At 71.0% G+C, this 25352-nt stretch carries 24 protein-coding genes and 1 pseudogene; 14 read left to right on the forward strand and 11 right to left on the reverse strand.

The window, feature by feature from the left end; all coding sequences use genetic code 11:
• Window positions 1–9: 9 nt before the first annotated feature.
• Window positions 10–1086, reverse strand: a complete 1077-nt coding sequence (gene cds1, locus Pta02_RS13410) for an L-cysteine desulfhydrase Cds1 (RefSeq protein ID WP_203875114.1) — start codon at window positions 1084–1086, stop codon at window positions 10–12.
• Window positions 1087–1352: 266 nt separating this feature from the next.
• Between cds1 and Pta02_RS13415 the strand changes: the two genes are divergently transcribed.
• On the forward strand, window positions 1353–1949 hold the full coding sequence (locus Pta02_RS13415) for a sigma-70 family RNA polymerase sigma factor (protein WP_203875115.1): 597 nt from the start codon (window positions 1353–1355) through the stop codon (window positions 1947–1949).
• Between the two features lie 32 nt (window positions 1950–1981).
• Here Pta02_RS13415 and Pta02_RS13420 read toward each other — a convergent pair whose 3' ends face one another.
• Both Pta02_RS13420 and Pta02_RS13425 read right to left on the reverse strand, forming a co-directional pair.
• Window positions 1982–2920, reverse strand: coding sequence for an anti-sigma factor RsbA family regulatory protein (locus Pta02_RS13420; RefSeq protein WP_203875116.1), 939 nt, complete (start codon window positions 2918–2920; stop codon window positions 1982–1984).
• 93 nt (window positions 2921–3013) lie between these two features.
• Window positions 3014–3853 carry a DMT family transporter gene (locus tag Pta02_RS13425; protein WP_239130440.1) on the reverse strand — a complete coding sequence of 280 codons (840 nt, stop codon included), beginning with the start codon at window positions 3851–3853 and terminating at the stop codon, window positions 3014–3016.
• A gap of 82 nt (window positions 3854–3935) precedes the next feature.
• Between Pta02_RS13425 and Pta02_RS13430 the strand changes: the two genes are divergently transcribed.
• The 4 genes from Pta02_RS13430 (at window position 3936) to Pta02_RS13445 (ending at window position 6898) form a co-directional block, all read left to right on the forward strand.
• Entirely contained in the window at window positions 3936–4511 is a 576-nt protein-coding gene (locus Pta02_RS13430; protein ID WP_203875117.1) for a helix-turn-helix domain-containing protein, read from the forward strand.
• Window positions 4512–4732: 221 nt separating this feature from the next.
• Window positions 4733–5512, forward strand: coding sequence for a polysaccharide deacetylase family protein (locus Pta02_RS13435; RefSeq protein ID WP_203875118.1), 780 nt, complete (start codon window positions 4733–4735; stop codon window positions 5510–5512).
• A gap of 114 nt (window positions 5513–5626) precedes the next feature.
• Complete coding sequence (locus Pta02_RS13440; RefSeq protein WP_203875119.1) at window positions 5627–6262, forward strand: DUF2461 domain-containing protein; 636 nt, start codon at window positions 5627–5629, stop codon at window positions 6260–6262.
• 222 nt (window positions 6263–6484) lie between these two features.
• The gene (locus Pta02_RS13445; RefSeq protein ID WP_203875120.1) at window positions 6485–6898 is read left to right on the forward strand and encodes a PaaI family thioesterase; all 414 of its coding nucleotides are present in this window, start codon (window positions 6485–6487) and stop codon (window positions 6896–6898) included.
• A gap of 198 nt (window positions 6899–7096) precedes the next feature.
• On the opposite strand, the gene Pta02_RS13450 is transcribed toward Pta02_RS13445, so the two are convergent.
• A complete protein-coding gene (locus tag Pta02_RS13450) occupies window positions 7097–7861 on the reverse strand; it encodes a superoxide dismutase family protein (RefSeq protein ID WP_203875121.1) in 765 nt (254 codons plus the stop codon).
• Window positions 7862–8019: 158 nt separating this feature from the next.
• Complete coding sequence (gene typA, locus Pta02_RS13455) at window positions 8020–9873, reverse strand: translational GTPase TypA (RefSeq protein ID WP_203875122.1); 1854 nt, start codon at window positions 9871–9873, stop codon at window positions 8020–8022.
• Between the two features lie 207 nt (window positions 9874–10080).
• Here typA and Pta02_RS13460 point away from each other — a divergent pair, with 207 nt between their 5' ends.
• Genes Pta02_RS13460 through Pta02_RS13470 form a run of 3 tightly spaced genes read left to right on the forward strand, consistent with a single transcriptional unit; the run spans window position 10081 to window position 14123 of the window.
• A complete protein-coding gene (locus tag Pta02_RS13460) occupies window positions 10081–10842 on the forward strand; it encodes an alpha/beta hydrolase (protein ID WP_203875123.1) in 762 nt (253 codons plus the stop codon).
• A gap of 42 nt (window positions 10843–10884) precedes the next feature.
• On the forward strand, window positions 10885–12924 hold the full coding sequence (gene pta, locus Pta02_RS13465; protein ID WP_203875124.1) for a phosphate acetyltransferase: 2040 nt from the start codon (window positions 10885–10887) through the stop codon (window positions 12922–12924).
• Window positions 12921–14123: an acetate kinase gene (locus Pta02_RS13470; RefSeq protein WP_203875125.1), complete on the forward strand. Its 1203-nt coding sequence runs from the start codon at window positions 12921–12923 to the stop codon at window positions 14121–14123. The genes pta and Pta02_RS13470 overlap by 4 nt, the downstream gene beginning before the upstream one ends.
• 229 nt (window positions 14124–14352) lie before the next feature.
• On the opposite strand, the gene Pta02_RS13475 is transcribed toward Pta02_RS13470, so the two are convergent.
• Window positions 14353–15786 (reverse strand): aldehyde dehydrogenase, encoded by a 1434-nt coding sequence (locus tag Pta02_RS13475; RefSeq protein ID WP_203875126.1) that lies wholly within the window; start codon window positions 15784–15786, stop codon window positions 14353–14355.
• 288 nt (window positions 15787–16074) lie between these two features.
• On the opposite strand from Pta02_RS13475, the gene Pta02_RS13480 reads away from it, so the two are divergent.
• Window positions 16075–16986, forward strand: a complete 912-nt coding sequence (locus Pta02_RS13480) for a coiled-coil domain-containing protein (RefSeq protein WP_203875127.1) — start codon at window positions 16075–16077, stop codon at window positions 16984–16986.
• 120 nt (window positions 16987–17106) lie between these two features.
• Here Pta02_RS13480 and Pta02_RS13485 read toward each other — a convergent pair whose 3' ends face one another.
• Complete coding sequence (locus Pta02_RS13485; RefSeq protein ID WP_203875128.1) at window positions 17107–17541, reverse strand: hypothetical protein; 435 nt, start codon at window positions 17539–17541, stop codon at window positions 17107–17109.
• Between the two features lie 569 nt (window positions 17542–18110).
• Here Pta02_RS13485 and Pta02_RS13490 point away from each other — a divergent pair.
• Entirely contained in the window at window positions 18111–18317 is a 207-nt protein-coding gene (locus Pta02_RS13490; protein WP_203875129.1) for a cold-shock protein, read from the forward strand.
• A 220-nt stretch (window positions 18318–18537) separates the two neighbouring features.
• Window positions 18538–18927, forward strand: a complete 390-nt coding sequence (locus Pta02_RS13495; protein ID WP_203875130.1) for a nuclear transport factor 2 family protein — start codon at window positions 18538–18540, stop codon at window positions 18925–18927.
• Window positions 18928–19038: 111 nt separating this feature from the next.
• On the opposite strand, the pseudogene Pta02_RS42460 reads toward Pta02_RS13495, so the two are convergent.
• From Pta02_RS42460 to Pta02_RS13505, 3 genes and pseudogenes are all read right to left on the reverse strand, one after another.
• Window positions 19039–19143 (reverse strand): annotated as a pseudogene (locus Pta02_RS42460) (IS982 family transposase); the annotation flags it as partial.
• Window positions 19144–19406: 263 nt separating this feature from the next.
• Entirely contained in the window at window positions 19407–19943 is a 537-nt protein-coding gene (locus Pta02_RS13500; protein ID WP_203875131.1) for an SRPBCC family protein, read from the reverse strand.
• A 123-nt stretch (window positions 19944–20066) separates the two neighbouring features.
• Window positions 20067–21389 (reverse strand): GH1 family beta-glucosidase, encoded by a 1323-nt coding sequence (locus Pta02_RS13505; RefSeq protein WP_203875132.1) that lies wholly within the window; start codon window positions 21387–21389, stop codon window positions 20067–20069.
• Between the two features lie 71 nt (window positions 21390–21460).
• Here Pta02_RS13505 and Pta02_RS13510 point away from each other — a divergent pair, with 71 nt between their 5' ends.
• The gene (locus Pta02_RS13510; RefSeq protein WP_203875133.1) at window positions 21461–22111 is read left to right on the forward strand and encodes a TetR/AcrR family transcriptional regulator; all 651 of its coding nucleotides are present in this window, start codon (window positions 21461–21463) and stop codon (window positions 22109–22111) included.
• A gap of 88 nt (window positions 22112–22199) precedes the next feature.
• Here the strand turns inward: Pta02_RS13510 and Pta02_RS13515 are convergent, their stop codons facing one another.
• Complete coding sequence (locus tag Pta02_RS13515) at window positions 22200–23141, reverse strand: aldo/keto reductase (protein WP_203875134.1); 942 nt, start codon at window positions 23139–23141, stop codon at window positions 22200–22202.
• Between the two features lie 90 nt (window positions 23142–23231).
• Between Pta02_RS13515 and Pta02_RS13520 the strand changes: the two genes are divergently transcribed.
• On the forward strand, window positions 23232–23600 hold the full coding sequence (locus tag Pta02_RS13520) for a MerR family transcriptional regulator (RefSeq protein ID WP_203875135.1): 369 nt from the start codon (window positions 23232–23234) through the stop codon (window positions 23598–23600).
• Window positions 23601–23812: 212 nt separating this feature from the next.
• Window positions 23813–25261, forward strand: a complete 1449-nt coding sequence (locus Pta02_RS13525; RefSeq protein WP_203875136.1) for a penicillin-binding transpeptidase domain-containing protein — start codon at window positions 23813–23815, stop codon at window positions 25259–25261.
• The last annotated feature ends 91 nt before the right edge of the window (window positions 25262–25352 follow it).

Below are 25352 nucleotides of genomic sequence, written 5' to 3' on the forward strand. Positions count from 1 at the left end.
GGCGGAGCGTCACGGGCCGGTGAGGAAGCTGCGGAACTCCTCCAGGTGGGGGCCGATGTCGAGGCCGCGCTCGGCCAGCCAGGCGTCGTCGTCGTAGGTGCAGCTGTAGCGCTCGCCGCCGTCGCAGATCAGCGTCACCACGCTGCCCTGCTCACCGGCCTCGCGCATCTCCCCGATGAGCTGTACGGCCGCCGCCACGTTGGTGCCGGTGGAGCCGCCGACGTGGCGCCCGGTGACCTCGCGGACCCAGCGCATCGCGGCGATGGATCGGGCGTCGGGCACTTGGATCATGCGGTCGATCACGCTCGGCAGGAAGGACGGCTCGACCCGGGGACGGCCGATGCCCTCGATCCTGGAGCCGGGGGCGGTGACGGCGTCGTCGCCGGAGGTCCACGACGGGTAGAAGGCCGAGCCCTCGGGGTCCACCACGGCCAGCCGGGTGGGGTGGCGGCGATAGCGGATGTAGCGCCCGATCGTGGACGAGGTGCCGCCGGTGCCCGCGCCGACCACGATCCAGGCGGGCTCGGGGTGGGGCTCCATCGCCATCTGGCTGAAGATGCTCTCGGCGATGTTGTTGTTGCCGCGCCAGTCGGTGGCCCGCTCCGCGTAGGTGAACTGGTCCATGAAGTGCCCGCCGGTCTCGGCGGCCAGCCGCCGGGACTCGGCGTAGATCGCCCCGGGGTCGTCCACCAGATGGCACTTGCCCCCGTAGAACTCGATCAGGGCGATCTTCTCGGGCGAGGTCGAGGCCGGCATCACCGCGATGAACGGCAGTCCGAGCAGGCGGGCGAAGTACGCCTCGCTCACCGCGGTCGACCCGCTGGAGGCCTCCACCACCGTGGTCGAGGGGCCGATCCACCCGTTCGCCAGGCCGTACAGAAAAAGCGAGCGTGCCAGACGGTGCTTGAGTGAACCGGTGGGATGGACGGACTCGTCTTTCAGATAGAGGTTTACTCCCCAGTGCCCGGGAAGCGGAAAGACGTGGAGATGGGTGTCACAGCTACGGTTGGCGTCGGCCTCGACCCGGCGGATGGCCTCGGCCGTCCAGTCCCGGGTCGCGAAGTCGTATCTATCCAGGTGGCGCATGTCGTCAAAAGTAGCCCTAGCTGGGGCTATGTGAGGATAGACACAATCTCTAGGAAATCGAGCGAAGGATGTTACCCTATTGAGATTCGACCGCCTGTAGAGCGTGCCGCATCCGCTCACGGAACGGTCACAGATGGACCTCTTGTCCGGACGGAACTCTTAACGACTCCCTTACGGAGCCGATGGGAGCATCGGCAAGGCTGCCGGGAAGGGTGCATCGCACCCGAGCCGTGCGGCATCGGGGGAAAGGTACCTAGGGGGATGAGATGATCTCGATGAGCGAGGAGCAGCGGCAGGACTGGTTCGAGCGCGACGTCGTGCCCGTGACCGGTCAGCTCTACGCGTCCGCGATGCGTCTGACCCGCAACTCCGCCGATGCCGAGGATCTCGTGCAGGAGACGGTCACCAAGGCGTTCACCTCGTATCACCAGTTCCGTGAGGGCACGAACCTCAAGGCGTGGCTGCACCGGATCCTGACCAACAACTTCATCAACGAGTACCGCAAGAAGCAGCGCTCGCCCAAGCTCTCGGCCGCCGAGGACATCGAGGACTGGCAGCTCGCCGCGGCCGAGTCCCACACCTCCACCGGGCTCAAGTCCGCCGAGACCGAGGCGCTGGAGCAGCTGCCCGACACCGTCGTGATGAACGCGCTGCGCTCGCTGCCCCAGGAGTTCCGGGTGGCGGTCTACCTCGCCGACGTCGAGGGGTTCGCCTACAAGGAGATCGCCGAGCGGATGGGCACCCCCATCGGCACGGTCATGTCCCGCCTGCACCGCGGCCGCCGCCAGCTGCGGATCATGCTGGAGGACTACGCCCGCGAGGAGGGCGCCCTCCGGCTGCCCGAGCAGCGCCAGGCCGCCTAGCGGAGGCCGGGCGGCGCCGGGCGGGGGACGGGTCAGCGCAGGGACATGCGCAGGCGGATCCGTACCAGCCCGGGCGAGCTGCGTATCTCCACCCGGTCGCAGAGCTGCCGGCTGATCCACAGCCCGTAGCCGCTCTGGGACTCCGGCTCCGGCGGGCCGTACCCCGCCAGAGGGTCGTCCAGGCCCCCGCCGGGGTCGGCGATCTCGCACACGAGCTCGTCCCCCTCCACCCACAGGGCGGCTCGCCCGTGCCCGGCGCCGTGCTCCACGCTGTTGGCCGCGATCTCCGAGACGCTCAGCACCAGCGAGGCGGCCGGCTCGTGGTCCAGCCCGGCCCGCCGCGCCTGGGCCGCCACGACCGCGCGCAGGTGCGCCAGGTTCTCCGGGACGAAGGAGACGGCGGTCGCGGATCCGGGCGGGTCGTCGAAGGGCAGCTCGTCGTCCGGGAGCCTGAACCGCTCGGGCGGCACGTACAGGCCGCTGGGCTCGACTCCGCCGGCGTCCAGATAGCGGGGATGCACGCGCAGGAGGTCGCCGGGCGCCGCCTCCCTCTCGTAGAGGCACCAGAGGGCCACCGGCAGCCGGGCGAGCACGGCGTTGATCGCCGACTCGTAGCGGATCCACTCGCGCGCCTCGGCGTCGGTCCTGCCCGCCCAGTACACCTCGCCGACGATCAGGGACGGCCTCCGCTCGCTCACGTAGTCGTGGTAGGCGGAGAGCGTGCGCATGGGGTGGCCGTACCACCGGTGGGACGGCCGGCGGTCCACCCGCCGCGCGTCCTCGCCCAGGGTGTCGGTCAGCAGGTCGAGTTTGCGCTCGCACGTGACGACCAGGACCCGCTGCCCGTCACGCAGCCCCCCCACGACGAGATCCGGGATCCGGTGGAGGAACTCCTCATCGGAGCCGTACGCGACAGCGGTGTGCGCGAACGGCCCGGAGTCGAGAGGGGCCCGCTCGGGCTGCACGGGCATGACCGTAGCAAGCGCTTGGCCCCAACACAACAAGGTCAGATGCGCAATGAGGCCGGCGGCACGGTGAGATCGGCGATCGGCGGCACGGCGGGATCAGCTCGCGGCGATCAGCGCGACCGCGGCGAGGGTGACCCCGATCCCGGTCGCCTGGACGGCGTTCAGCCGCTCCTTCAGCACATACCGGGCCAGCAGCAGGGTGCTCGCCGGGTAGAGCGAGACCAGGACGCCGACCAGCGTGAGCATGCCGCGCTCCTGGGCCAGGACGAACAGGACGTTGGCCACCATGTCCAGCACCCCGGCCACGACGATGACCCCCAGCGCCCCGGCGCCGGGCCGCAGCGAGCGCCCGGTGGCCACGGCCAGGGCGGCGATGAGCAGGACCGAGGCGAGCCGCGCGCCGAACAGCGGCCACATGCCGCCGCCCTCCGGGGCCTGGGAGAGCAGGATGAAGAACCCGCCGAAGCCGGCCCCCGCGGCGAGCGCGCTCAGTGTCGCGGCGCGGTCCCGGACGGCCGCGGCCGGGGAGGAGTCCCGGCTGACCAGCACCACCGCCAGCAGCGCCAGCACGACGCCGCCCAGCGCCATCGGCTCCGGGCGCTCACCGGTGGCCAGCCCGAACAGCACCGGCAGCGCCGCGGAGGTGGTGGCGGTGACCGGCGCCACCACCGACATCACCCCCGTGGCCAGGGCCCGGTAGAACAGCACCAGGGCCACGCCCCCGGAGACGCCGGCGGCCATGCCCCAGGCCAGCCCCTCGGCGGTGGGCGCCCCGGGCAGGAACGGCAGCAACCCTGCGACCAGCGCGAGACCGGCCAGCTGGGAGAGCACCACCACGGCCATCACCTGCGACCGCCGGGTGGCCAGCCCGCCGAAGAAGTCCGCCGTGCCGTACACCAGTGCACAGGCCGTCGCCAGCACCACCGCAGTCATCATCCACCTCAGTTCATCAGAGTGAACTATTAGTACAACACATGGAGTGCACTACAGTGCAAATCGAGTTCACTAGACTGCACTCATGGACCCCGAGACGATCACCGCCGCGATCGCCAACAACGTCCGGGCGCAGCGCGCCCACCGGCAGATGACGCTCGACGAGCTCGCCGCGCGGTCGGGGGTGAGCCGGGGCATGCTGGTCCAGGTCGAGCAGGGCAGGACCAACCCCAGCATCAACACGCTCACCCGCATCGCCGACGCCCTCGGCGTGACGGTCGCGCGGATGGTCGAGGTCTCCGACACGCCCGTGGTGCGGGTGGTGAACGCCGCCGACGTGGTCACCTTCCCGCACGGGGAGGCGAGTACGGCGCGCCTGCTGGTCGGCACCGACGCCCCCGCCATCCTGGAGCTGTGGGACTGGTGCCTGGCCCCCGGCGAGCACCACGACGGCGACGCCCATCCGCCGGGCACCCGCGAGATGCTGACCGTCCTCGCGGGGGAGCTGACCCTCACGGTGTACGGCAGGAGCCACGTGATCGGGACCGACGGGGCCGTCCTGTTCAGCGCCGACCGCCCGCACCGGTACGCCAACGAGGGGGAGACCCCTCTCAGGTTCGTGATGGTCGTCACCGAGCCGAGGGAGACGCCCGATCACTGATCCCGTCCGGCGATCTACGAAACGGGTGCTACAAAAACGACATTTGGGTATATAACCCGAGGTTATGTGGTCCGGCTGGCGCGTTGATACGCCGGATCGCACTCTGACATCTCCACCATGGTGGGAGGATCCGGTCCCGGTTCTGCGGGGGGACGTGGCCGGAAAGTCATCCATGCGTGCCCCCCGCTCTGCTTTCGGGGGGAAGTGTGCGGGTGTGGGTCATGCCGATGGCGTTCCTCATCGGGTTCACGGGCCTTGCCGGTCCTCCGGCCGACCCTCCCGGCGGCCCCGGCGCGCCGGCGGGGGAGGCCGCGTCGGCCGGCGAGTTCGTCGCCGTCCTGCCGCAGCGGCCGGAGCCGCCCGAGCTGCCCACCCCGCCCCCGGAGCGCGCGACGGACTGCGGGAAGACCAGGTGCGTGGCGCTGACCTTCGACGACGGCCCGGGCGAGCACACCGGCGCCCTGCTCGACACGCTCGCCGCGCACCGGGCCAGGGCGACCTTCTTCGTGCTCGGCGGGATGGTCGAGCAGAACGGCGGTGAGGACCTGCGCAGGATGGTGGCCGAGGGGCACGAGCTGGGCAACCACGGCTGGAGCCACGCCGCGCTCACCGGCCTGTCGAGGGCCGGCATCCGATCCGAGCTGCGCCGTACCCAGGAGATCGTGGAGCGGGAGACCGGGGTGAGGATGGCCCTCATGCGCCCGCCGTACGGGGCCACCGACGGGCGCGTGGCCGCGGAGAGCCGCAGTCAGGAGCTCGCCCAGATCCTGTGGAGCCTGGACACCATGGACTGGCGCGACCGTGACGCCGCGGTCGTGAGCCGCCGTGCCGCCAGGGCCACGCCCGGATCCATCGTGCTCATGCACGACATCCACCCCACGACGGTCAAGGCGGTCCCGAAGCTGCTGGAGAACCTCGCGGGCAAGGACTTCACGTTCGTGACGCTGTCGGAGCTGTACGGCGGGGCGCCGTCGCCGGGCAGGCGTTACAGCCGGCGCTGATCCCGCCGGGCAGGCGTTACGGCCGGTGCCGATCCCGCGGGGCCGTACCGCCCGGCGGGCGCCGCGGACCGGCGGTTCCGGAAACTGTCGGTGGCCGGTGGCACGATGAGCCGCATGAGCTTCAGCGGTTTCCCCGACGACGCCTTCGTCTTCTACGAGGGTCTGGAGGCGGACAACTCCAAGACCTACTGGACCCGCCACAAGCGGGTCTACGAGGAGGCGGTGAAGACGCCGATGATCGCGCTGGGGGAGGAGCTGGAGGCCGAGTTCGGCCGCGCGCACCTGTTCCGGCCCAACCGCGACGTGCGCTTCGCCAAGGACAAGTCGCCCTACAAGACCCACCAGGGGGCCTATGTCCCGACCGCCGAGGCCGTCGGTTACTACGTCCAGCTCGACGCCGAGGGTCTCTATGTCGGGGCGGGCCTCTACGCGGCCGACGGCGAGCGGCTCGCCCGCTTCCGTGAGGCGGTCGACGAGGAGATCAGCGGCGTCCCGCTGGAGAAGATCGTGACCGAGGTCCGGATCGCGGGCTACGAGATCGGAGGCGACCGCCTCAAGACCCGCCCGCGCGGCGTCCCCGAGGACCACCCCCGTCTAGACCTGCTCCGCCACCGGTCGCTGCACGCGAGCCGCCGCTTCGAGCCCGGAGCCTGGATCCACACCCCCGAGGTCGTCGCCCGCGTCCGGACGATCTGGCGCGACCTGGTCCCGCTCGTGGAGTGGCTCACCACCCACCTGCCGGCCGACTGACCCGGCGCTCCCACCCACGGCGGACCCTTCCCCGGCCCGCCGCGGGGCGGAGTCCTCCGGCGCGGGAGGCCGCGCCGGGGGTCTCCAGGTGCGGGCCGCGCCGGTGGCGGAGCGATCGGCGGGCGAGACCGCGTCGTCGGGTGGAGCGATCGGCGGCCGGAATGATCGGCCGACAGGGCGCCGGGGCTCCTCATCGGCGCCCGCGGGGCGCATCATGGTGGGGTGACGCTACAGCCCTCCGACGGTGACGAGATCCTGCGTGACAACTTCGCCCCCTGGGTGCAGGACCTCGGCCTGCTGGTCGAGGAACTGGGCGAGCGCCATGCCGTCCTGCGTCTTCCCTGGTCCGACCGGCTGGCCAGAGAGGGCGGCGGAATGTCCGGTCAGGCGATGATGGCCGCCGCCGACACCGCCACGGTGATCGCGATCTCCGCGGCCCGGGGCGGCTTCGTCCCGATGACCACCGTCCAGCAGTCCACGACGTTCCAGCGCCCGATCGTCGGCAAGGACGTCCTCGTCGAGGCGCACGTGACCAAGCTCGGCCGCAGCCTCGCCTTCGCCTCGATCACCCTCACCGCCGACGGCGACCCCTCGCCCGCCGCCCAGGCGGCCACGGTCTACGCGATCCTCGGCTGAACCCGCCCGCACCGAGGCGGCCGCCGTCCGCCCAGGCCGGCGTCCGCCCAAGCTGCTGTCCGCCCAGGGCCGATGCCGGGCCGGGCGTCGCCGTCCGCGCCGAGACCGCCGGCGTCCGCCCAGGCCGGTATCCGGCCGGGGTCGGCGCCCGGCTGGGCGTCGCTGTCCGGTGGCGGGGTCGGCGCCCGGCGGCGGGGATCAGCGCACGGTGATCACGCCGCAGGCGATCCGGCCTCCGGAGTCGCCGCTCTTGAGGGTCTCCGCGTCGGGGCCGACGGTCATCGTCGTCTCGGCCTCGGGGTCGGAGGTGTCGGCCGCGTGGCCGTACCGGTCGGGGATGTTGGCGCGGTTGTCCGGCATGGCGTGGATGACGACCGCGCTGCCGTCGGCGTCGGTGAGCTGCCCGGTCGTCAGCCGGTCGGTGACGGAGGAGGCGCTGCCGGTGCCGTTCGCGCCGATCAGCAGATCGGGCAGGTCGCCGGCGTGGTCCGGGTGGGACTTCGCGCCGAAGTCGACGTGCCCGCCCGCGCTGAAGAAGGGGCTGCCGGTGGCGGGGTCGGTCGAACCCGGGTCGCAGACGCCCTTGGCGTGGAGGTGGAAGCCGTGGAAGCCGGCGGGCAGCCCGCCGGTGACGGTGACCGTGATGGAGGGCTTGCCGTCCTGGTCGCTCTTGATGTCGAGCGAGCCCACGGTCCGGCCGTCCACGTCCTTGATGTCGGCGTGCAACGGCCTGTCGCCCACCGGCAGCGTCCGTGTGGGTGTGGCGGCGGGCGTGGGCGTGCCGGTCGGTTCAGGCGCTCCCGTGGGCGTGCCGGCGGGCCCCGGCGTCGCCTCTCCCGTGCCGCCGGTCGGATCCGGCGCGGTGGATGATCGCGGCGACGTCCGGGCCGGCAGGGCGGCCCCGGTGGCGATCATTCCGGCTCCCAGCGCGGCGGCCAGAGCCAGGTGGGTTCTGTGAGCCATGGAAGATTCCCCCGTATGTCCTGACGGTGCCCCTCCGCCGACGGAGGAGCCCGAACAGGGTCTGTACCGCACAGCGGACGGAAGAATCCTCTTTTTTGGCCATATATGAGACAAAACGGTCAGCTGCGCCCCGGCGAGGCCGGGGCGCAGCGGGCGCGTCAGTTGCCGCGCTTGGCGCGGGCGGCGGTCCGGCCGCGGGTGGAGGCGTCGAGGACGACCTTGCGGATGCGCACGGCCTCGGGGGTGATCTCCACGCACTCGTCCTCGCGGATGAACTCCAGCGCCTGCTCCAGGGAGAGCATGCGCGGCGGGATGACCTTCTCGGTCTCGTCCGCGGTGGAGGAGCGCATGTTGGTGAGCTTCTTCTCCTTGGTGATGTTCACGTCCATGTCGTCGGAGCGCGAGTTCTCGCCGATGATCATGCCCTCGTAGACCTCGGTGGTCGGCGAGACGAACAGCACGCCGCGCTCCTGGAGGTTCAGCATGGCGAAGGCCGTCACCGGGCCGGAGCGGTCGGCGACCAGGGAGCCGTTGTTGCGGGTGCGCAGCTCGCCGAACCACGGCTCGTAGGAGTCGAAGACGTGGTGGACCAGGCCGGTGCCGCGGGTCTCGGTCAGGAACTCGGTGCGGAAGCCGATCAGGCCGCGGGCCGGGACCACGAACTCCATCCGGATCCAGCCGGTGCCGTGGTTGGTCATGTGCTCCATGCGGCCCTTGCGGACGGCCAGCAGCTGGGTGACGGCCCCGAGGTACTCCTCCGGGCAGTCGACGGTCAGCCGCTCGACCGGCTCGTGCAGCTTGCCGTCGATCGTCTTGGTGACGACCTGCGGCTTGCCGACGGTCAGCTCGTAGCCCTCGCGGCGCATCTGCTCGACCAGGATGGCCAGCGCCAGCTCGCCGCGGCCCTGGACCTCCCAGGCGTCCGGACGCTCGGTCGGCAGCACGCGCAGCGACACGTTGCCGACGAGCTCCTTGTCCAGGCGGTCCTTGACCATGCGGGCGGTGACCTTGGAGCCCTTGACCCTGCCGACCAGCGGGGAGGTGTTGGTGCCGATGACCATCGAGATGGCGGGCTCGTCGACGGTGATCAGCGGGAGCGGGCGCGGGTCCTCGGGGTCGGCCAGCGTCTCACCGATCATGATCTCCGGGATGCCGGCGATCGCGATGATGTCGCCGGGGCCGGCCTGCTCGGCGGGCTTGCGCTCCAGCGCCTCGGTCATCAGCAGCTCGCTGATCTTGACCCGCTCGATGGTGCCGTCGGTCTTGCACCAGGCGACCTGCTGGCCCTTCTTGATGCTGCCCTGGTGCACGCGCAGCAGCGCGATGCGGCCCAGGTAGGACGAGGAGTCCAGGTTGGTGACGTGGGCCTGCAGCGGGGCGGACGGGTCGTAGGTCGGCGCCGGGATCGTCTCCTTGATGACCTGGAAGAGCGGCTCCAGGTCCTCGGAGTCGGGCAGGCCGCCGTCCTCGGGACGGTTCAGCGAGGCGCGCCCGGCCTTGGCCGAGGCGTAGACGATCGGGAAGTCGATCTGGTCCTCGGTGGCGTCCAGGTCCATGAAGAGCTCGTAGACCTCGTCCACGACCTCCTTGATCCGCGCGTCGGGGCGGTCCACCTTGTTGATGCACAGGATGACCGGCATCTTGGCGGCGAACGCCTTGCGCAGCACGAAGCGGGTCTGCGGCAGCGGGCCCTCGGAGGCGTCCACCAGCAGCACCACGCCGTCGACCATCGACAGGCCGCGCTCGACCTCGCCGCCGAAGTCGGCGTGGCCGGGGGTGTCGATGATGTTGAGGGTCATGTCGCCGTGCTTGACGGCGGTGTTCTTCGCGAGAATGGTGATGCCCTTCTCGCGCTCCAGGTCGTTGGAGTCCATGACGCGGTCGTCGACGTCCTGGTTGGCCCGGAAGGCGCCGGACTGCCAGAGCATGGCATCCACCAGAGTGGTCTTGCCGTGGTCGACGTGCGCGATGATCGCGATGTTCCGCAGGTCGTCGCGGCTGTTCAAAGGCATGATTGAGTCTCACTCTGTGTTCGTGGAGGCTGGCCGCGGACCGTGCGGCCCTACCATTTTAGTTGATCCGCGCAATCGCTCATGCGCCTCCCAGGGGAAATGCCCTAATTCACAGTCTGTCTACCTTTTTGTCAGCATGATGTGCGTCTTCCCTCTTGGGCCGGATCCGGGTGTGCCGCGGAGTCGATCACTCTCTAAGCTCGGCGCATGTCTTTCGCCCCGTCCTTCCCCGTGATGCTCGTGACCAAGGACAACGTGCGGATCGACGCGGCGCACACCCCGTCGCGCGGGGCCCCGGATCTGGGCATCGTACTGGCGCACGGGTTCACCGGATCGCTCAGGGAGCGTCCGACCCGGCGGATCGCCCACGTGCTGAGCGGGTTCGGCGGGGTGATCTCGATCGACTTCCGCGGGCACGGCCGGTCGGGCGGGGAGACGACCGTGGGCGACCAGGAGATCCTCGACGTGGACGCGGCGGTACGGCACGCCCGGACGATCGGCTACGCCAGGGTCGTGACCGTCGGCTTCTCGATGGGCGGGGCGGTGGTCCTGCGCCACGCGGGCGACCGCGGCCACGGGCTCGCGCCGGTCGACGCCGTGGTCTCGGTGAGCGCGCCCGCCCGCTGGTACTACCGGGGGACCCGGCCGATGCGCCAGGTGCACTGGGCGATCGAGCGCCCGGCCGGGCGGCTGGCGGCGAGGCTGGGCAAGCGGACGCGGATCAGGAGCGGGGTGTGGGACCCGGTGCCGCCGGCGCCGCACGAGGCCGCCGCGCTGATCGCGCCGACGCCCCTGCTGGTCGTGCACGGCGACGCCGACGCCTTCTTCCCGCTCGACCACGCGCACCAGATCCACGACGCGGCCCGCGAGCCGAAGGAGCTGTGGATCGAGCCGGGGTACGGCCACGCGGAGTCGGCCGCCACGCCCGAGCTGATCCGCCGCATCGGGCGATGGGTGAGCATGGTTTAGTCCTGACATGCACGGCAAATGGTCCGATCGGGGGTAATGCGCATGCGGAGCATCTACGTGGCCGGTCTCGGGCGCGGGGACGGCAGACAGATCGTCGAACTGGGTCTGATGGAACTGCTGACCCGCCGGGTGGACCGGATCGGGGTGTTCCGCCCGATCGCCAGGGGCGAGCGCGCCTCCGAGCTGATCGAGGACGGCTACCGCCCGGCCGCCTCGGCGATCGGGATGAAGGCGGAGGACGCCGCCGAGGTCTACACCCAGCGGGGAGCCGAGGAGCTCATCTCGCGCCTGGTCACCGGCTTCCACGCCTTCGAGAGCGAGTGCGACGCCCTGCTCGTGCTGGGCAGCTCGTTCGCCACCGACGACCTCCCCCGCGAGCTGGCCTTCAACGCCCGCCTGGCCGCCGAGTTCGGCGCCCCGGTCATCGTGGTGGTGGGCGCGCACGCCGACGCGGCCGACGAGATCGCCCGGGAGATGCGCACCGGTTACCAGGTCTTCTCCGACCTGGGCTGCACGGTCCTGGCGGTGATCGCCAACCGGGTGCCGCCCGAGATGGTCGTCGAGCCCGGCCTGCCGGTGCCCTGCTACGTCATCCCCGAGCATCCGTCGCTGTCGGCGCCGACCGTCGGGCAGGTGGCGGAGGCCGTACAGGCCAAGCAGATCCTGGGCGACGAGGACGGGCTGCTCCGGGACGTCAACGGGTTCGTGTTCGGCGGCGCCACGATGCCGGTGCTGCTGGAGCACCTGGTGGACGGGGCGCTGCTGCTCACGCCGGGGGACCGGGCCGACCTGCTGCTGGCCGCGGCGGCCGCGGAGGCGGCGGGCACGGTGCGCCCCTCGGGGGTGGTGCTCAGCCTGGGGGAGGAGCCCACCGAGACCGTGCGGGCCCTCACCACCCGGCTGGCGCCCGGCCTGCCGGTGCTGTCGGCCGGGGAGGGCAGCTTCGCCGTCGCGACCACCCTGGGCGGCCTGGAGGGGCGGCTCACCGCGGGCAACCCGCGCAAGATCGAGACGGCGCTCGGCCACTTCGAGGCGCACGTCGACACCGCCGACCTCGCCGACCGCATCGAGCTGGCCCGCTCCGAGCGGGTCACCCCGATGATGTTCGAGCACACGCTGCTGGAGCGGGCGCGCGCCGACCGCAGGCACATCGTGCTGCCCGAGGGCGAGGAGGAGCGCATCCTGCGCGCCGCCGACGTCCTCCTCCGGCGCGGCATCGTGGACCTCACCCTGCTGGGCCGCGAGGAGGTCGTCCGGCGGCGGATCGCCGAGCTGGGCCTCGACCTGACCGGGGTGACCGTGGTCGACCCGCTGACCTCTCCGCTGCGCGACTCCTTCGCCGAGGAGTACGCCGCGCTGCGCGCGCACAAGGGCATCACCCTGGAGCGGGCCGGGGACGTCGTCACCGACGTCAACTTCTTCGGCACGATGATGCTGCAGCGGGGCGAGGTGGACGGCATGGTCTCCGGCGCCGCGCACACCACGGCCGCCACGATCCTGCCCGCGTTCCAGATCATCAAGACCGTCCCGGACACCTCGATCGTCTCCTCGGTCTTCTTCATGTGCCTGGCCGACCGGGTGCTCGTCTACGGCGACTGCGCGATCAACCCCGACCCCGACGCCGGTCAGCTCGCCGACATCGCGATCTCCTCGGCGCACACGGCGGAGCGCTTCGGCGTCGAGCCGAGGGTCGCGATGCTGTCCTACTCGACCGGGCAGTCGGGCCACGGCGCCGACGTGGACAAGGTGCGCGAGGCCACCGCGATGGTCGCCGAGCGGGCGCCGGGCCTGCTGGTGGAGGGGCCGATCCAGTACGACGCGGCGGTGGACCCGAGGGTCGCGGCGGCCAAGCTGCCCGGCTCGCAGGTCGCGGGCCGGGCGACCGTGCTGATCTTCCCGGACCTCAACACCGGCAACAACACCTACAAGGCCGTGCAGCGCTCCGCCGGGGCGGTGGCGATCGGTCCCGTCCTGCAGGGGCTGCGCAAGCCGGTCAACGACCTGTCGCGGGGCGCGCTGGTCACCGACATCGTCAGCACCGTCGCCATCACCGCCGTCCAGGCCCAGGAGGTCGCCCGATGACGCAGGTCCTCGTCCTCAACTCCGGGTCGTCCTCGGTGAAGTACCGGCTGCTGTCCATCGGCTCCGGCGACCCCGGGGACGGTGCGGATCCCGGACGTGGCGGCGGGCGGGCGGGGGCGGGGCGGGCCGAGCGGCTGGCCTCGGGGACGGTCGAGCGGATCGGCGAGGAGGGCTCGCCGGTGGCCGACCACGCCGCGGCGCTGGAGTCCGTCGCGGACGAGCTGGCCGCGGCGGGCTTCGGGATCGACTCCCCGGAGCTGACCGCGATCGGGCACCGGGTGGTGCACGGGGGCACGGACTTCACCAGGCCCACGCTGATCACCGACGAGGTGGTCGCGGGGATCAGGAACCTCATCCCGCTCGCGCCCCTGCACAATCCGGCGAACCTGGCCGGCATCGAGGTGGCCCGGCGGCTCCGCCCCGACCTGCCGCAGGTCGCGGTCTTCGACACCGCCTTCCACGCCACGATGCCCGAGGCGGCCTCGACCTACGCGATCGACCGGGAGACCGCCCGCAGGTTCGGCGTGCGCCGCTACGGCTTCCACGGCACCTCCCACGCCTACGTCTCGCGGGAGGCGGCCGCGCTGACGGGCCGGCCGGAGGGCAACGTGATCGTGCTGCACCTGGGCAACGGCGCCAGCGCCTCGGCGGTGTCGGCCGGCCGGTGCGTGGACACCTCGATGGGGATGACCCCGCTGGAGGGCCTGGTCATGGGCACCCGGAGCGGCGACATCGACCCGGGCGCGATCCTGCACCTGCGGCGGGCGGCGGGCATGTCCCTGGCCGAGGTCGACGGGCTGCTCAACCGGCGCAGCGGGATGTTCGGCCTCTGCGGCGACAACGACATGCGCGAGGTGGGCAGGCGCGTGTCGGAGGGCGACCCGGACGCCGAACTGGCCCTGGCGGTCTACTGCCACCGGCTGCGCAAGTACGTCGGCGCCTACTGCGCGGTGCTCGGAACGGTGGACGTGATCGCGTTCACCGGCGGGGTGGGGGAGAACTCCGCCCTGGTCAGGGAGCGGGCGCTGGGCGGCCTGGAGGCGTTCGGGATCGTGCTCGACCCCGCGCGCAACGCGGACGGCAAGGGCGTGATCTCCGCCGACGGGTCGCGGGTGACGGTCGCCGTGGTGCCCACGGACGAGGAGCTGGAGATCGCCCGCCAAACTCTCGACATCATTTCGCGAACCAATCGCGGATGAATGTCGTCTACCTACAGCGGATGGATGAAATCCGCCGGGAGAAGTCCTCGGGAGACGAACCACCAGTAGCTGGTGATCGTGGGACATACTTCATGTAGTCAGGCGGTTGCCCAGCGTCGCGGGGGCGTGCTGGGCCGTCCGTCCGCGAAAGAAGTGCCGGTACGGCTCGCGCGAGCCGTACCGGCACTTTCCTTTCCGCTTGCGGGGCCCGGGGCTCCGGGGTCGGGGCTCAGCCCAGGCGGGCGATGGACTTGTACTCCAGGTAGGCGGCCAGGCCCTCGGGCCCGAGCTCGCGGCCGAGGCCGCTGCTCTTGAAGCCGCCGAACGGGGAGCTGTTCTCGATCATGAAGAGGTTGACGCCGTAGGTCCCGGTGCGGACCTGGCGGGCCACGTCCATGCCGTGCTCGACGTCGGCCGTCCACACCGTGCCGGCCAGGCCGTAGTCGCTGTCGTTGGCGATGCGGATGGCGTCGGCCTCGTCCTCGTAGGGGATGACGGCCAGGACCGGGCCGAAGATCTCCTCGCGGGCGATGCGCATCTCGTTGGTCGCGCCGGCGAAGACGGTGGGGGCGACGTACCAGCCGCGGTCGTAGGGGCGCTCCAGGCCGCCGACCACGGGCTTGGCGCCCTCCTCGATGCCGAGCTTGATGTAGCCCTCGACCCGCTCCTGCTGGCGCTTGGCCACCAGGGGCCCGATGCCGGTGGCGGGGTCCGCGGGGTCGCCGACGGGCATGTTGCGCACCATCGAGGCGACGGCGTCCACGACCTCGTCGTAGCGGTTGCGCGAGGCCAGGATCCGGGTCTGGGCGACACAGGCCTGGCCGTTGTTCATCAGCGAGGCGATGGACAGGAAGCCCATCGCGGACGACAGGTCGCAGTCGTCCAGGATGATCGCGGCGGACTTGCCGCCGAGCTCCAGGGTGTAGCGCTTGAGCTGCTCGCCGCAGATGCTCGCGATGCGGCGGCCTGCCGCGGTGGAGCCGGTGAAGGCGACCTTGTCCACGCCCGGGTGGGAGACGAGGTGCTCGCCGGCCTCGCGCCCGGCGGCGACGATGTTGACGACGCCGTCGGGGATGCCGGCCTCCTTGACCATCTCGGCCAGCAGGTAGGCGTCCAGCGGCGTTTCCGGCGCGGGCTTGATCACTACCGTGCAGCCCGCGACGAGGGCGGGGGCCAGCTTGATCATGATGACGAACTGCGGGACGTTCCACGGGACGACGGCGGCGACCACGCCGACCGGCTCACGCCGTACGATCACCGGGCCGAACGTGCCGGCACGCTCCTCCTCCACGGGGAAGGTCTTCCCGAGTTCGGCGTAGTACTGCAGCATGCCCAGCGGCTGGGGGGCCTGGGCCATCTGGGAGAAGGTGATGGGCGAGCCCATCTCCTCGGTGATGATCTCGGCCATCTCGCCCTGGCGGGCGGCGTAGAGCTCGGCCAGCCTGGCGACGACGGCGGAGCGCTCGGCCATCGTCATCCGGGGCCAGGGGCCGTGGTCGAACGCCTGGCGCGCGGCGGCCACCGCGCGGTCCATGTCGGCGGGCGTACCGTCGGGGACGCGGCCGACGACCTCCTCGGTGTGCGGGGAGATGACCTCGATGGTCCCGGTGCCCGCGGGGGCCACCCAGTCGCCCCCGATGAACAGCGTGTCGTGCTGACGCATGATGTTGCCTCCTGGTGGGCGGGCCGGAGTCGTTATTTGAACGAGTGCTTGCTTGGATAGTTTCACCGCTGGAGGGGGGCTCCACAAGACCCGCCGCTGGTGAGACCGAATCATGTTCTATCTGGGATGACAAGAGGGATCGGGGCCGGTGGCGTTTGTTTAAATCGCGACAAACTGGTAGATAGTTCGTCAACGGTGCACGGGTTCCGCGGTTCCGGTGGCGAACACCAAGATCGTCTTCTATAGTTTCGCTCCGTCCATGAGGGGGGCTCTGGAGGTGAGCGAGGCGTGAGATCAAGCCGCCTGGCGATGCTGGGCGCCCTGCTCACCGCGCTGCTTTTGACCCCGGCCATGGCGGGAGCGAGCGCGGGACGAGTCGTCAAATCCGACCCCGAGGCCGAGCTGCGCAGGCTGACCCAGGAGGCCGGCAAGCTCAACAAGGAGTACCGCGGCCAGGTCCAGAGCCTGGAGGACGCCAGGGTCAAGGCCAGGAAGGCCACCGACACGGCCAAACGGCTGAAGACCGCGCTGGCCACCGCGGAGACCGACGTCGTGCGCTTCGCGCAGACCACCTACATGGGCGGCGAGCTGGACAGCGGCAGCCTGCTCAGCTTCCAGGGCGACGCCTCCCTCGCCCTCAGCCAGGCCGCCACGATGTCCCACCTGGCCAGCGAGCGGGCCACCCAGCTCACCCGGGTGAAAGAGCTGATCAAGAACGCCGACAAGGCCGAGAAGGCGGCCGAGGCCGAGATCAACGAGCTCAAGAAGGACATCGAGAAGCTCAAGAAGAACCGCGTCAAGATCGAGACGCTCCTGGCCAAGTACGGCTTCCAGACCCCCTCGGGTAGCGGCGGCCTGACCGCCCGCACGGTCATGATGCGCAACCTGGTGCTGCAGAACTTCCCCATGCCCTACGGCTACGGCTGCCTGCGCCCCGGCGACCCCGGCGACCACGGCAGCGGCCGGGCCTGCGACTTCATGATGAGCAGCGGCGGCCGCGTCCCCACCGCCGACGCCAAGGCCCGCGGCGACCGCCTGGCCCAGTGGGCCATCGACAACGGCCAGCGCCTCGGGGTGATGTACATCATCTGGCAACAGCGCTACTACGACGTCCGCACCGGCGCCGGCTGGCGCCTGATGTCCAACCGCGGCGGCAACACGGCCAACCACATCGACCACGTGCACATCTCGATGTTCTGACCGGCCGGAGGGACGCCGATCGATGCGGTGGTGCCGAGGACGTCGCCGATCGAGGGCCGATGCGTCGGGTGGCTGCTGCCGGGGGTCGAGCCGGAGGACTCGTCACCCGGAATGGAAGGCTCAGCTCGCGCGCGTTATGGAGTCGAGCGGGCTCACAACGAACACCTCTGTCTCTTCGCCCTTCCTGACGCAGTTGTTTTCCAGGTCCGGGCTGTGCAGTTTTGGTGACCTTCGATCGACGAATCCACCGGTGACCTTTATGCGCTCTCCCGCAATGAATTCCCCGTCATCGCCATACTGAACTCCGTGCTTGCCGTCCCGGACGACCGGACGCGTGTCTTCCGGCCAAATCGGGAGGATCGCGGGCGGGGAGCCCCTGTCGTCCTCGGTGAGAAAGAGGCATCGATTGATATGGTCATACGTTACGGTGGCGATCAGGGCCGCATCGTTGCCGTTTCCCGAATGATGAATAAATATTCTGGGGTCGGCCTCTATCAGTTCCGTTCCGGCACTCCGTTGTCCCGTGGCGCTGCACGCGCACACGAGCACGGCCAATGCGGATGCCCACAGTAAGGCGACACGTATTGCGGAGAAACCGAAGAGTGGATCCGTCAAAGCCGACCCCCTGGTCATCGTTGTGGTCGACCATTATTCCGATGAATGATGCGTCTCCGATTCTGCGATCGGATGTCCATGGTCGCGTGACGGCTCGGACAGGGCGGAGTACACCCCGTCCGGTGCCGTGGCGTCACCGCGATCCAGTGCGCCTCCGGCACCTTCTCGGCGACGTCGTAGTCATACGGCCGCAGGGTTGGGGCGCCGCGTGCGCTCTGGCTTCGGAGGGACGCCGCAGGTCGGGGCGGGCGACCGATCGGACCTCGATGCCCTGAGGAGGCTGCCGTGCCGAGTCTCGGCCGGACGGACGGTGGCAGGGTGTGCGCGTCGCGTCGCCGCGTGTGCTAGACTGGACATAGTTGCAGTTGTGGTACCCATGAACTCATGCGCACCTGACAGTATATGGCGTCGGGTGCGTTTTGTTTTCCGGTCTTCTCCGGGTGGGCTTATCGCGGCGATGCGGGATCCGCACGGTGTGGATCCCGGTTCTGCACCTGAAGGAGATCGACATGGCTACTGGCACCGTGAAGTGGTTCAACTCTGAAAAGGGCTTCGGCTTCATCGAGCAGGACGGCGGCGGCGCCGACGTCTTCGCCCACTACTCCAACATCGTCTCCCAGGGCGGCTACCGCGAGCTGCAGGAGGGCCAGAAGGTGAGCTTCGACATCACCCAGGGCCAGAAGGGCCCCCAGGCCGAGAACATCGTTTCCGCCTGACGCCTTCACTCTGAAGCTTCCGCCTGACGTCACCGCCTGATGGGACGTCGTCGGGCAGATCAGGCCCGCACCCCCGGTGCGGGCCTGATCCGTTTCCGCACGCCTTCGGCGCTCGTCGCCGATACCGGAGATCGCCGTGATGTACTGCGGGCGGGGCGGCGGCGCGGACCCCGCCGCAGGGCCACCCGAGGAACAGGGCCACCCGAGGAACGGAGTCGTCATGGACGAGCGGACGCTCACGGAGGAGCTGTACGCGGCGGAGCGGCGCCTGCAGGCGGCGCAGCTCGCCGGGGACGTCGAGGAGCTGGACCGGCTGCTGGACGAGCGGCTGGTCTTCACCGGGCCGCCGGACGGGCGGCTGCACACCGGGGCCAAGGAGCTCGACCTGCACAACCATCGCTCGCGCACGCAGGTCATGACCAAGGTCGCCGAGGAGGATCTCACCGTGATCGTCGCGGGCACCACCGGGGTCACCTGCTTCCTGGGCACGCTGGAGGGCACGTTCGCGGGCGAGCCGTTCGCCGGAAGACTGCGCTACACCCGCACCTGGGCGCACACCGAGCAGTACGGCTGGCGCATCGTGGCCGCGCACGCCGGTCCGGCGGACTGAACACGGACGGTCTTCACCACGGCGCCGATCATGTCGGGACGGTACGGCCCGCGCTGATATCGCCGCGGTCGATGCCAGGACCCGCTGAGCGAGGCGGACGATGACGCCTCATGGGCTGCGTCCACCGTGCAGCTCCAGATCGAGCCGGCCTTTGAGGGCGGCGTTGACCGGCTCGATCAGCTGACGGGCCGGTTCCAGGAACTGCTCGCCGGGCCGGGTGACCCGTGGCCTTCAGCCAGTCATCGGCCCTGACCTGCGGTGCGGTCGCGAAGGGTGGTGAGGTTGCCGGCCGCACATCGGTCCTCGCCACCCTTCGTCGCATGCGCCCCGGCCTGGCGGACGGGCTCCTCCATCGGAAGGGGCAGCCCGGATGGGCAACACCCGGCCCACCGTGGACGCGTCCCACGGGCGGGGGGCACCCGGCCCGCCACGCACCGCCGTACCCGCTTTCAGCCTTAGGGCTTACTCGTCTGGGGACCTTAGGGCTTACTCGTCTGGGGACTCGGGCGGCGGTCGGGGGCCCGGGCGGTCTCGACGGCGGACTTCAGGCCGGACAGCCAGCGTTCGTGGTTGGCGCGGAGTTTGCGCTCGCCGTAGAAGAGGGGGAGCAGCGGGCCGGCGAGGGACTCCTCGACGGTGACCCGGGTGCGCCCGTCCTCCAGCGGCTCCAGCACGTGCCGGTCCACCGCCTTGTAGCCGAGGAACACGCCCGTCCAGGTCAGTTCCCGCCCGGCGGTCACCACGGCGAACCGCGACCGGATCGCGACGCCGTTGAGCCTCCACCGGAACGGCGCGCCCGGCCGCACGTCGCCGAGCTCGACGATCTCCAGGCCGGAGGCCCACGACGGCCACGAGGCGAGGTCGGCCATGACCTCCCACACCCGTTCCACCGGCGCGCCGACGACGAGGCTGGAGGAGGAGACCGCCTGGGCGCGCGGGTCGACGCGGCCCAGGGCGGCGTACTCGTCGTGCAGGACGTTCAGCGACGGGCCGGAATAGAACAGCTTGAGCGCCACGACGGCTCCTCGGATCGGCGATTCGATTCGAGAGCAATGCTCTCTCGCGATCCGGCGACAGTCAAGAGCGGTGCTCTCTTTTCGGGTTGCCGATCCCTTTCCGGGCTGCCGATCCTCCCCGGCTCACCGCTCCGCGGTCGGTGCGAAGCCCTCCTCGACGCGCTTGCGGAACCAGTGGTAGGAGGCCTTGGGTGTGCGCCTCTGCGTGGCGAAGTCGACGTGGACCAGGCCGAACCGCTGGTGGTAGCCCTCGGCCCACTCGAAGTTGTCCAGCAGCGACCACACGTAGTAGCCGCGCACGTCCACGCCCTCGGCCGCGGCCTGCTCGGCGGCCCTGATGTGCCCGTCGAGGTAGGCGATCCTGGCCTGGTCGTCGACGTTCCCGTCCGGGCCGGCCTCGTCGGGCTGGGAGCAGCCGTTCTCGGTGATGTAGACCGGCGGCAGGGCGTCGCCGTACCGGGCCCTCAGGCCGGTCAGGAGCTCGCGCAGGCCGTCGGGGACGACGGGCCAGCCGAAGGCGGTGACGGGGTACCCGGTGATCCCGGCGTCGGTGAACGGCAGGCCCTCGCCGGTGGGGGCGGCGATCCGGGTGGGGTTGTAGTAGTTGATCCCGAGGCCGTCGAGCGGGGCGGAGATCAGGTCGAGGTCGCCGTCGCGGACGCAGTCGAGGGTCGTGCCGTACGGTGCCAGGTCGGGATAGCGGCCGAGCAGGACCGGGTCGTTGAACAGGCGGTTGTGCAGGATGTCGTAGGCGTCGGCGGCGGCCAGGTCGGCCGGGTCGTCGGAGGCGGGCCGTACCGGGGTGCAGTTGTTGGTGATCAGCACCCGCTCCGCGCCGCCCGCACGCAGCGCCGCCACGGCCAGGCCGTGCCCGAGCAGCTGGTGGTGGGCGGCGGGCAGGGCGCCGGTGAGCAGGGCCTTGCCCGGGGCGTGGATCCCCATCGCGTAGCCGTAGGCCATGTGCACGAAGGGCTCGTTCAGGGTGATCCACATGGGGACCCGGTCGGCGAGCCGGTCGGCCACCGCGGCGGTGTACTCGGCGAAGCGGTGGGCGGTGTCGCGGGAGAGCCAGCCGCCGGCGTCCTCCAGTGCCTGGGGAAGGTCCCAGTGGAACAACGTCACGGCCGGGACGACGTCCCGCTCGCACAACCCGTCCACCAGCCGGTCGTAGAAGTCCAGCCCCGCCTGGTTGACCGGTCCCCGGCCGTCGGGCTGGACCCGCGGCCAGGCGACGGAGAAGCGGTAGGAGTTCACGCCCAGACCGGTCATCAGCGCCAGGTCCTCGGGCCAGCGGTGGTAGTGGTCGCAGGCGACGTCGCCGGTGTGGCCGTCGCGGACGCGGCCGGGCTCGTGCGCGAAGGTGTCCCAGACGGAGGGGCCGCGGCCGTCCTCGGTCACGGCGCCCTCGATCTGGTAGGAGGCGGTAGCCGTACCCCAGAGGAACATCCTGACCTCCCGATGGTATGAGTACTGCTCATGTTAGCCGCCGGGTGGTCTTCGTAGGGAATGATGGAGACATGACGAACGTCTCCGGGGGAACCCTGCGCCGTCGGCCCGCCCAGCGACGCAGCGTCGAGCGCGTCGAGCGGATGCTGGACGAGTGCGCGAGGCTGCTGGACGAAGTCGGATACGAGGCGCTGACCACCAAGGAGGTCGCACGCCGGGCGGAGGTCCCGATCGGGACGTTCTACCAGTTCTTCCCGGACAAGCAGGGGCTGGTGCGCGCGCTGGCCCTGCGCAACCTGGAGGCGTTCCTCGACCGGATCACCACCAGGATCTCCGACGCCGGGCCGTCCGACTGGACCGGCATGGTGGACCTGGCGATCGACGAGTTCGTCGCCATGAAGCGGTCCACCCCCGGGTTCGGCGTCGTCGACTTCGGCGAGGTGCTCTCCGCGCCCGGCGGTCCCGCGCTCAAGGGGACCGAGCGGATGCTCGACTCGGCGCTGGAGAACAACATCGTCGTGGCCGACCGGCTCCGCGCGGTCATCGTGGAGCTGCTCGGCGCCCCCGAGGGGCCGGGGCTGGACCGGGCGCTCGTCGTCGCGGTCGAGGCCGCCGACGCGGTGCTCAAGCTGGCCTTCCGCACGCTGCCGGACGGCGACCCCGAGCTGATCGCCGAGTGCAAGCACCTGGTCCGGCGTTACCTGTCCGGGCACGTCTCCTAGGGAGCTCCGGGCGCTTCCGGAGTCCGTGCCCGCCCCGGGAGGTCTCCGGGAGACGGGCGCGGGCCGGCTCATCGGTGCGTGGAACCCGTCAGCGGGCGGAGTCGAGGCGGGCGCGCAGCTCGTCGTCGAGCTTGACGTCGAGGGCTCCGAGCATCTCCTCCAGCTGCTCCACGGTGCTCACGCCGACGATCGGGACGACGGCCGGCGAGCCGCCGATCAGCCAGGCCAGCACGACCTGGTTGAGGGTGGCGCCCACCTCCGCGGCGACCTCGCGCAGCGCGGCCGTGCGGCGGGTGGTGCCGGGGTGGTCGAAGGCCTCCTCGAAGGGGCGGTCCGCGCGGGTGAAGCCGCCGTTCATCAGCGTGCTGTAGGCCCACAGCGACAGGTCCGGCTCCTGCCGTACGTAGTCGAGGGTGTCGTCGTTCACCGGCGTGTGCCCGGCGGACTGCAGCGGGGCGTCCGGGCGGGGCCGTACGTAGGAGTGACGGAGCTGGAGGTGGGTGTAGGGCGTCCAGCCGTTCGCGCGGGAGACGGCCCTGGCCCGCTCGAGCCGCCAGGCGGGCATGTTGCTGGCGCCGATCTCGCGGACCTCGCCCGCCCGGACCAGCTCGTCGAACGCGCCGAGGGTCTCCTCCAGCGGGACCGACCGGTCCTCCATGTGCGCCCAGTAGACGTCGAGGCGGTCGGTTCCCAGCCGCCGCAGGCTGCCCTCCGCCGCGGCCCTGACGGCCTGCGCGGACAGGCCCTCGGCGGAGTCCAGGGTGCGGTCACCCGGGACGGTCGGCCGGGCGCCGCACTTGGTGCTCACCACGATCCGATCACGTCGGCCCGCCCGCGCCGCCAGCCAGCGGCCGATCGTCAGCTCGCTCTCGTCGCCGGTCGCTCCGTCGACCCAGAACGGATAGTTGTTCGAGGTGTCGAGGATGGCGCCACCGGCCTCGGAGAACCGATCCATGATCGAGAAAGCGGTGCGGTCGTCGACGGTGGTGCCGAAGGGGATGGTGCCCAGAGCGAGGGGGATGTGCGTCATGGGGGACAGCCTGGAAGCTGGAGTGAGCTCCATGTCAAGGCCTCCGGCGGGCTTGACCTGGAGCCGACTCCAGGTGGGATGCTGCCGGACATGAGCACGAGTGTGTACACGCCGGGACAGGTGTCAGAGGAGACCGGATTCAGCCTTGACACTCTGCGCTACTACGAGCGCATCGGGCTGCTGGAGCCGATCGGCCGCAACGCCGCGGGGCAGCGCCGTTTCACCCAGGAGGACATCGGCTGGCTCGGCATGATCCGCTGCCTGCGGGACACCGGGATGCCGATCGCCGAGATGCTGCGCTTCGCCGAGCTGGTCCGCAAGGGAGAGCACACCATCCCCGACCGGATCGCCCTGCTGGAGGCGCACGACCGCAGGGTGGAGGCCCAGGTGGGCAACCTGAGGGAGAAGCAGACGGCGATCCGCAACAAGATCGGTTACTACCGCTCGGTGTCCTGCTGATCCCACGGTACGGCCCGCGGCGCCCTCTTCCGCGGTGTCCTCGCCTGCGGTGCTCTCTCCCGCAGCGCTCTCTCCCACAGCGCTCTCTCCCACAGTGCCCTCGTCCGCGGCGCCCCGGACGGGGGCTTTGCCCGGGGGCGGGTGTCCCTTTCAGTCCCGGCTGTTAGACCGGATAACCGGGATCCGGAAGGGGCCCGTACCCGGGAGGGAGCATGGCCGCCGCACGCGCGCGCAGGATCAACGCCCCGCTGCGGCACCTCGCCGTGGTGTGCGCGGTACTGCTGTTCGCGCTGCTCGGCAGGGCCACCTACATCCAGGCGTTCGACGCCGGCCGGCTGCGGGAGGACCCGGACAACCGGCGGCCGCTCATCACCCGCTTCGACCGGGCCATGGGCGAGATCGTGCTGCGCGACGGCACCGTCGTGGCCACCGGCCGGGAGACCGGCGGCACGTACCGGTACCGGCGGGTCTATCCGGCCGGTCCGCTCTACGCGCCGGTCACCGGCCACCTGTCGCGCTACGGCGCCACCGGCCTCGAAAGGGCCGAGGAGACCGTGCTCTCCGGGACCGACTCCCGGGTCATGGTGCGCTCGATCATGGGCGGCGCGGCGGCGGGCGCCACGGTCGTGCTCACGGTCGACGGCGCGGCCCAGCGCGCCGCCTACGAAGGGCTCCGGGCGACCGGGCGGCCCGGGGCCGCGGTCGCGATCGACCCGGTCACCGGCGCCATCCTGGCGATGGCCTCCTTCCCCTCCTACGACCCGAACCTCTACACGACCTTCGACGTCGAGGCCCTCGAACGGGCCGACGCCCGGCTGCAGGCCGACCCGGCCGAGCCGCTGCTCAACCGGGCGATCCAGCGCAACTACCCGCCCGGCTCCGCCTTCAAGGTCATCACCGGGGCGGCCGCGATCGCCGCCGGGCACGAGCCCGAGGAGACCGTCAGCGCACCCCTGGCGGTCCGCCTGCCGGGCACCTCCGTACAGCTGCGCAACGCGCACGGATCCTCCTGCGGCAACGGTCTGCCCTCACTCGCCTACGCGTTCAAGACCTCCTGCAACACCCCCTTCGCCAAGCTCGGGGTCGAGCTCGGCCAGGACGCGCTGCGCGAGCAGGCCGAGGCGTTCGGGTTCAACGCCGACGACCTCGCCGTGCCGATGCCCGTGGCCCGGAGCGTCTATCCGGCCGGGATGGACGCCGCGCAGACCGCGATGTCGGCGGTCGGGCAGTTCGACGACCGGGTCACCCCGCTCATGCTCGCCATGATCTCGGCGGCCGTCGCCAACGGCGGCTCGCTCATGCGTCCCCACCTGGTGCGGGAGGTCCGTCTCGACGACGGAACGGTGATCGGCGAGACGGAGCCCGCGGAGTACCGGCGCGCGCTGGGCACGGGCGACGCCGAACGGCTCGCCGTGATGATGGCGACCGTCACCCGGCCGGGCGGCACCGGTACGGCGGCCGCCATCCCGGGCGTCGCGGTGGCGGCCAAGACCGGGACCGCGGAGAGCGCCGCGGGCCGGGAGGACCACGCCGTCTTCACCGGCTTCGCCCCGGCCGGATCCCCCCGGGTGGCCGTGGGGGTCGTCGTGGAGGGCGGCGGGTCCGGCGGCCGGGTCGCGGCCCCCATCGCGCGGGCGATCATGCAGGCCGTACTGCGGTAGGAACGCCGGCCGTACCTCAGGGAACGCCGGCCGTACCTCAGGGAACGCCGGCCGTACCTCAGGGAACGCCGGCCGTACCTCAGGGAACGCC

Source organism: Paraplanobispora takensis (genome assembly GCF_016863195.1).
Taxonomy (GTDB): domain Bacteria; phylum Actinomycetota; class Actinomycetes; order Streptosporangiales; family Streptosporangiaceae; genus Planobispora; species Planobispora takensis.

Excerpts from the sequence above, each read along its gene's own strand:
- cds1 (WP_203875114.1), bottom strand. The coding sequence starts at position 1,086 with ATGCGCCACCTGGATAGATACGACTTCGCGACCCGGGACTGGACGGCC.
- Pta02_RS13415 (WP_203875115.1), top strand. The coding sequence starts at position 1,353 with ATGATCTCGATGAGCGAGGAGCAGCGGCAGGACTGGTTCGAGCGCGAC.
- Pta02_RS13420 (WP_203875116.1), bottom strand. The coding sequence starts at position 2,920 with ATGCCCGTGCAGCCCGAGCGGGCCCCTCTCGACTCCGGGCCGTTCGCG.
- Pta02_RS13425 (WP_239130440.1), bottom strand. The coding sequence starts at position 3,853 with ATGATGACTGCGGTGGTGCTGGCGACGGCCTGTGCACTGGTGTACGGC.
- Pta02_RS13430 (WP_203875117.1), top strand. The coding sequence starts at position 3,936 with ATGGACCCCGAGACGATCACCGCCGCGATCGCCAACAACGTCCGGGCG.
- Pta02_RS13435 (WP_203875118.1), top strand. The coding sequence starts at position 4,733 with ATGCCGATGGCGTTCCTCATCGGGTTCACGGGCCTTGCCGGTCCTCCG.
- Pta02_RS13440 (WP_203875119.1), top strand. The coding sequence starts at position 5,627 with ATGAGCTTCAGCGGTTTCCCCGACGACGCCTTCGTCTTCTACGAGGGT.
- Pta02_RS13450 (WP_203875121.1), bottom strand. The coding sequence starts at position 7,861 with ATGGCTCACAGAACCCACCTGGCTCTGGCCGCCGCGCTGGGAGCCGGA.
- typA (WP_203875122.1), bottom strand. The coding sequence starts at position 9,873 with ATGCCTTTGAACAGCCGCGACGACCTGCGGAACATCGCGATCATCGCG.
- Pta02_RS13460 (WP_203875123.1), top strand. The coding sequence starts at position 10,081 with ATGTCTTTCGCCCCGTCCTTCCCCGTGATGCTCGTGACCAAGGACAAC.
- pta (WP_203875124.1), top strand. The coding sequence starts at position 10,885 with ATGCGGAGCATCTACGTGGCCGGTCTCGGGCGCGGGGACGGCAGACAG.
- Pta02_RS13470 (WP_203875125.1), top strand. The coding sequence starts at position 12,921 with ATGACGCAGGTCCTCGTCCTCAACTCCGGGTCGTCCTCGGTGAAGTAC.
- Pta02_RS13475 (WP_203875126.1), bottom strand. The coding sequence starts at position 15,786 with ATGCGTCAGCACGACACGCTGTTCATCGGGGGCGACTGGGTGGCCCCC.
- Pta02_RS13490 (WP_203875129.1), top strand. The coding sequence starts at position 18,111 with ATGGCTACTGGCACCGTGAAGTGGTTCAACTCTGAAAAGGGCTTCGGC.
- Pta02_RS13495 (WP_203875130.1), top strand. The coding sequence starts at position 18,538 with ATGGACGAGCGGACGCTCACGGAGGAGCTGTACGCGGCGGAGCGGCGC.
- Pta02_RS13505 (WP_203875132.1), bottom strand. The coding sequence starts at position 21,389 with ATGTTCCTCTGGGGTACGGCTACCGCCTCCTACCAGATCGAGGGCGCC.
- Pta02_RS13510 (WP_203875133.1), top strand. The coding sequence starts at position 21,461 with ATGACGAACGTCTCCGGGGGAACCCTGCGCCGTCGGCCCGCCCAGCGA.
- Pta02_RS13515 (WP_203875134.1), bottom strand. The coding sequence starts at position 23,141 with ATGACGCACATCCCCCTCGCTCTGGGCACCATCCCCTTCGGCACCACC.
- Pta02_RS13520 (WP_203875135.1), top strand. The coding sequence starts at position 23,232 with ATGAGCACGAGTGTGTACACGCCGGGACAGGTGTCAGAGGAGACCGGA.
- Pta02_RS13525 (WP_203875136.1), top strand. The coding sequence starts at position 23,813 with ATGGCCGCCGCACGCGCGCGCAGGATCAACGCCCCGCTGCGGCACCTC.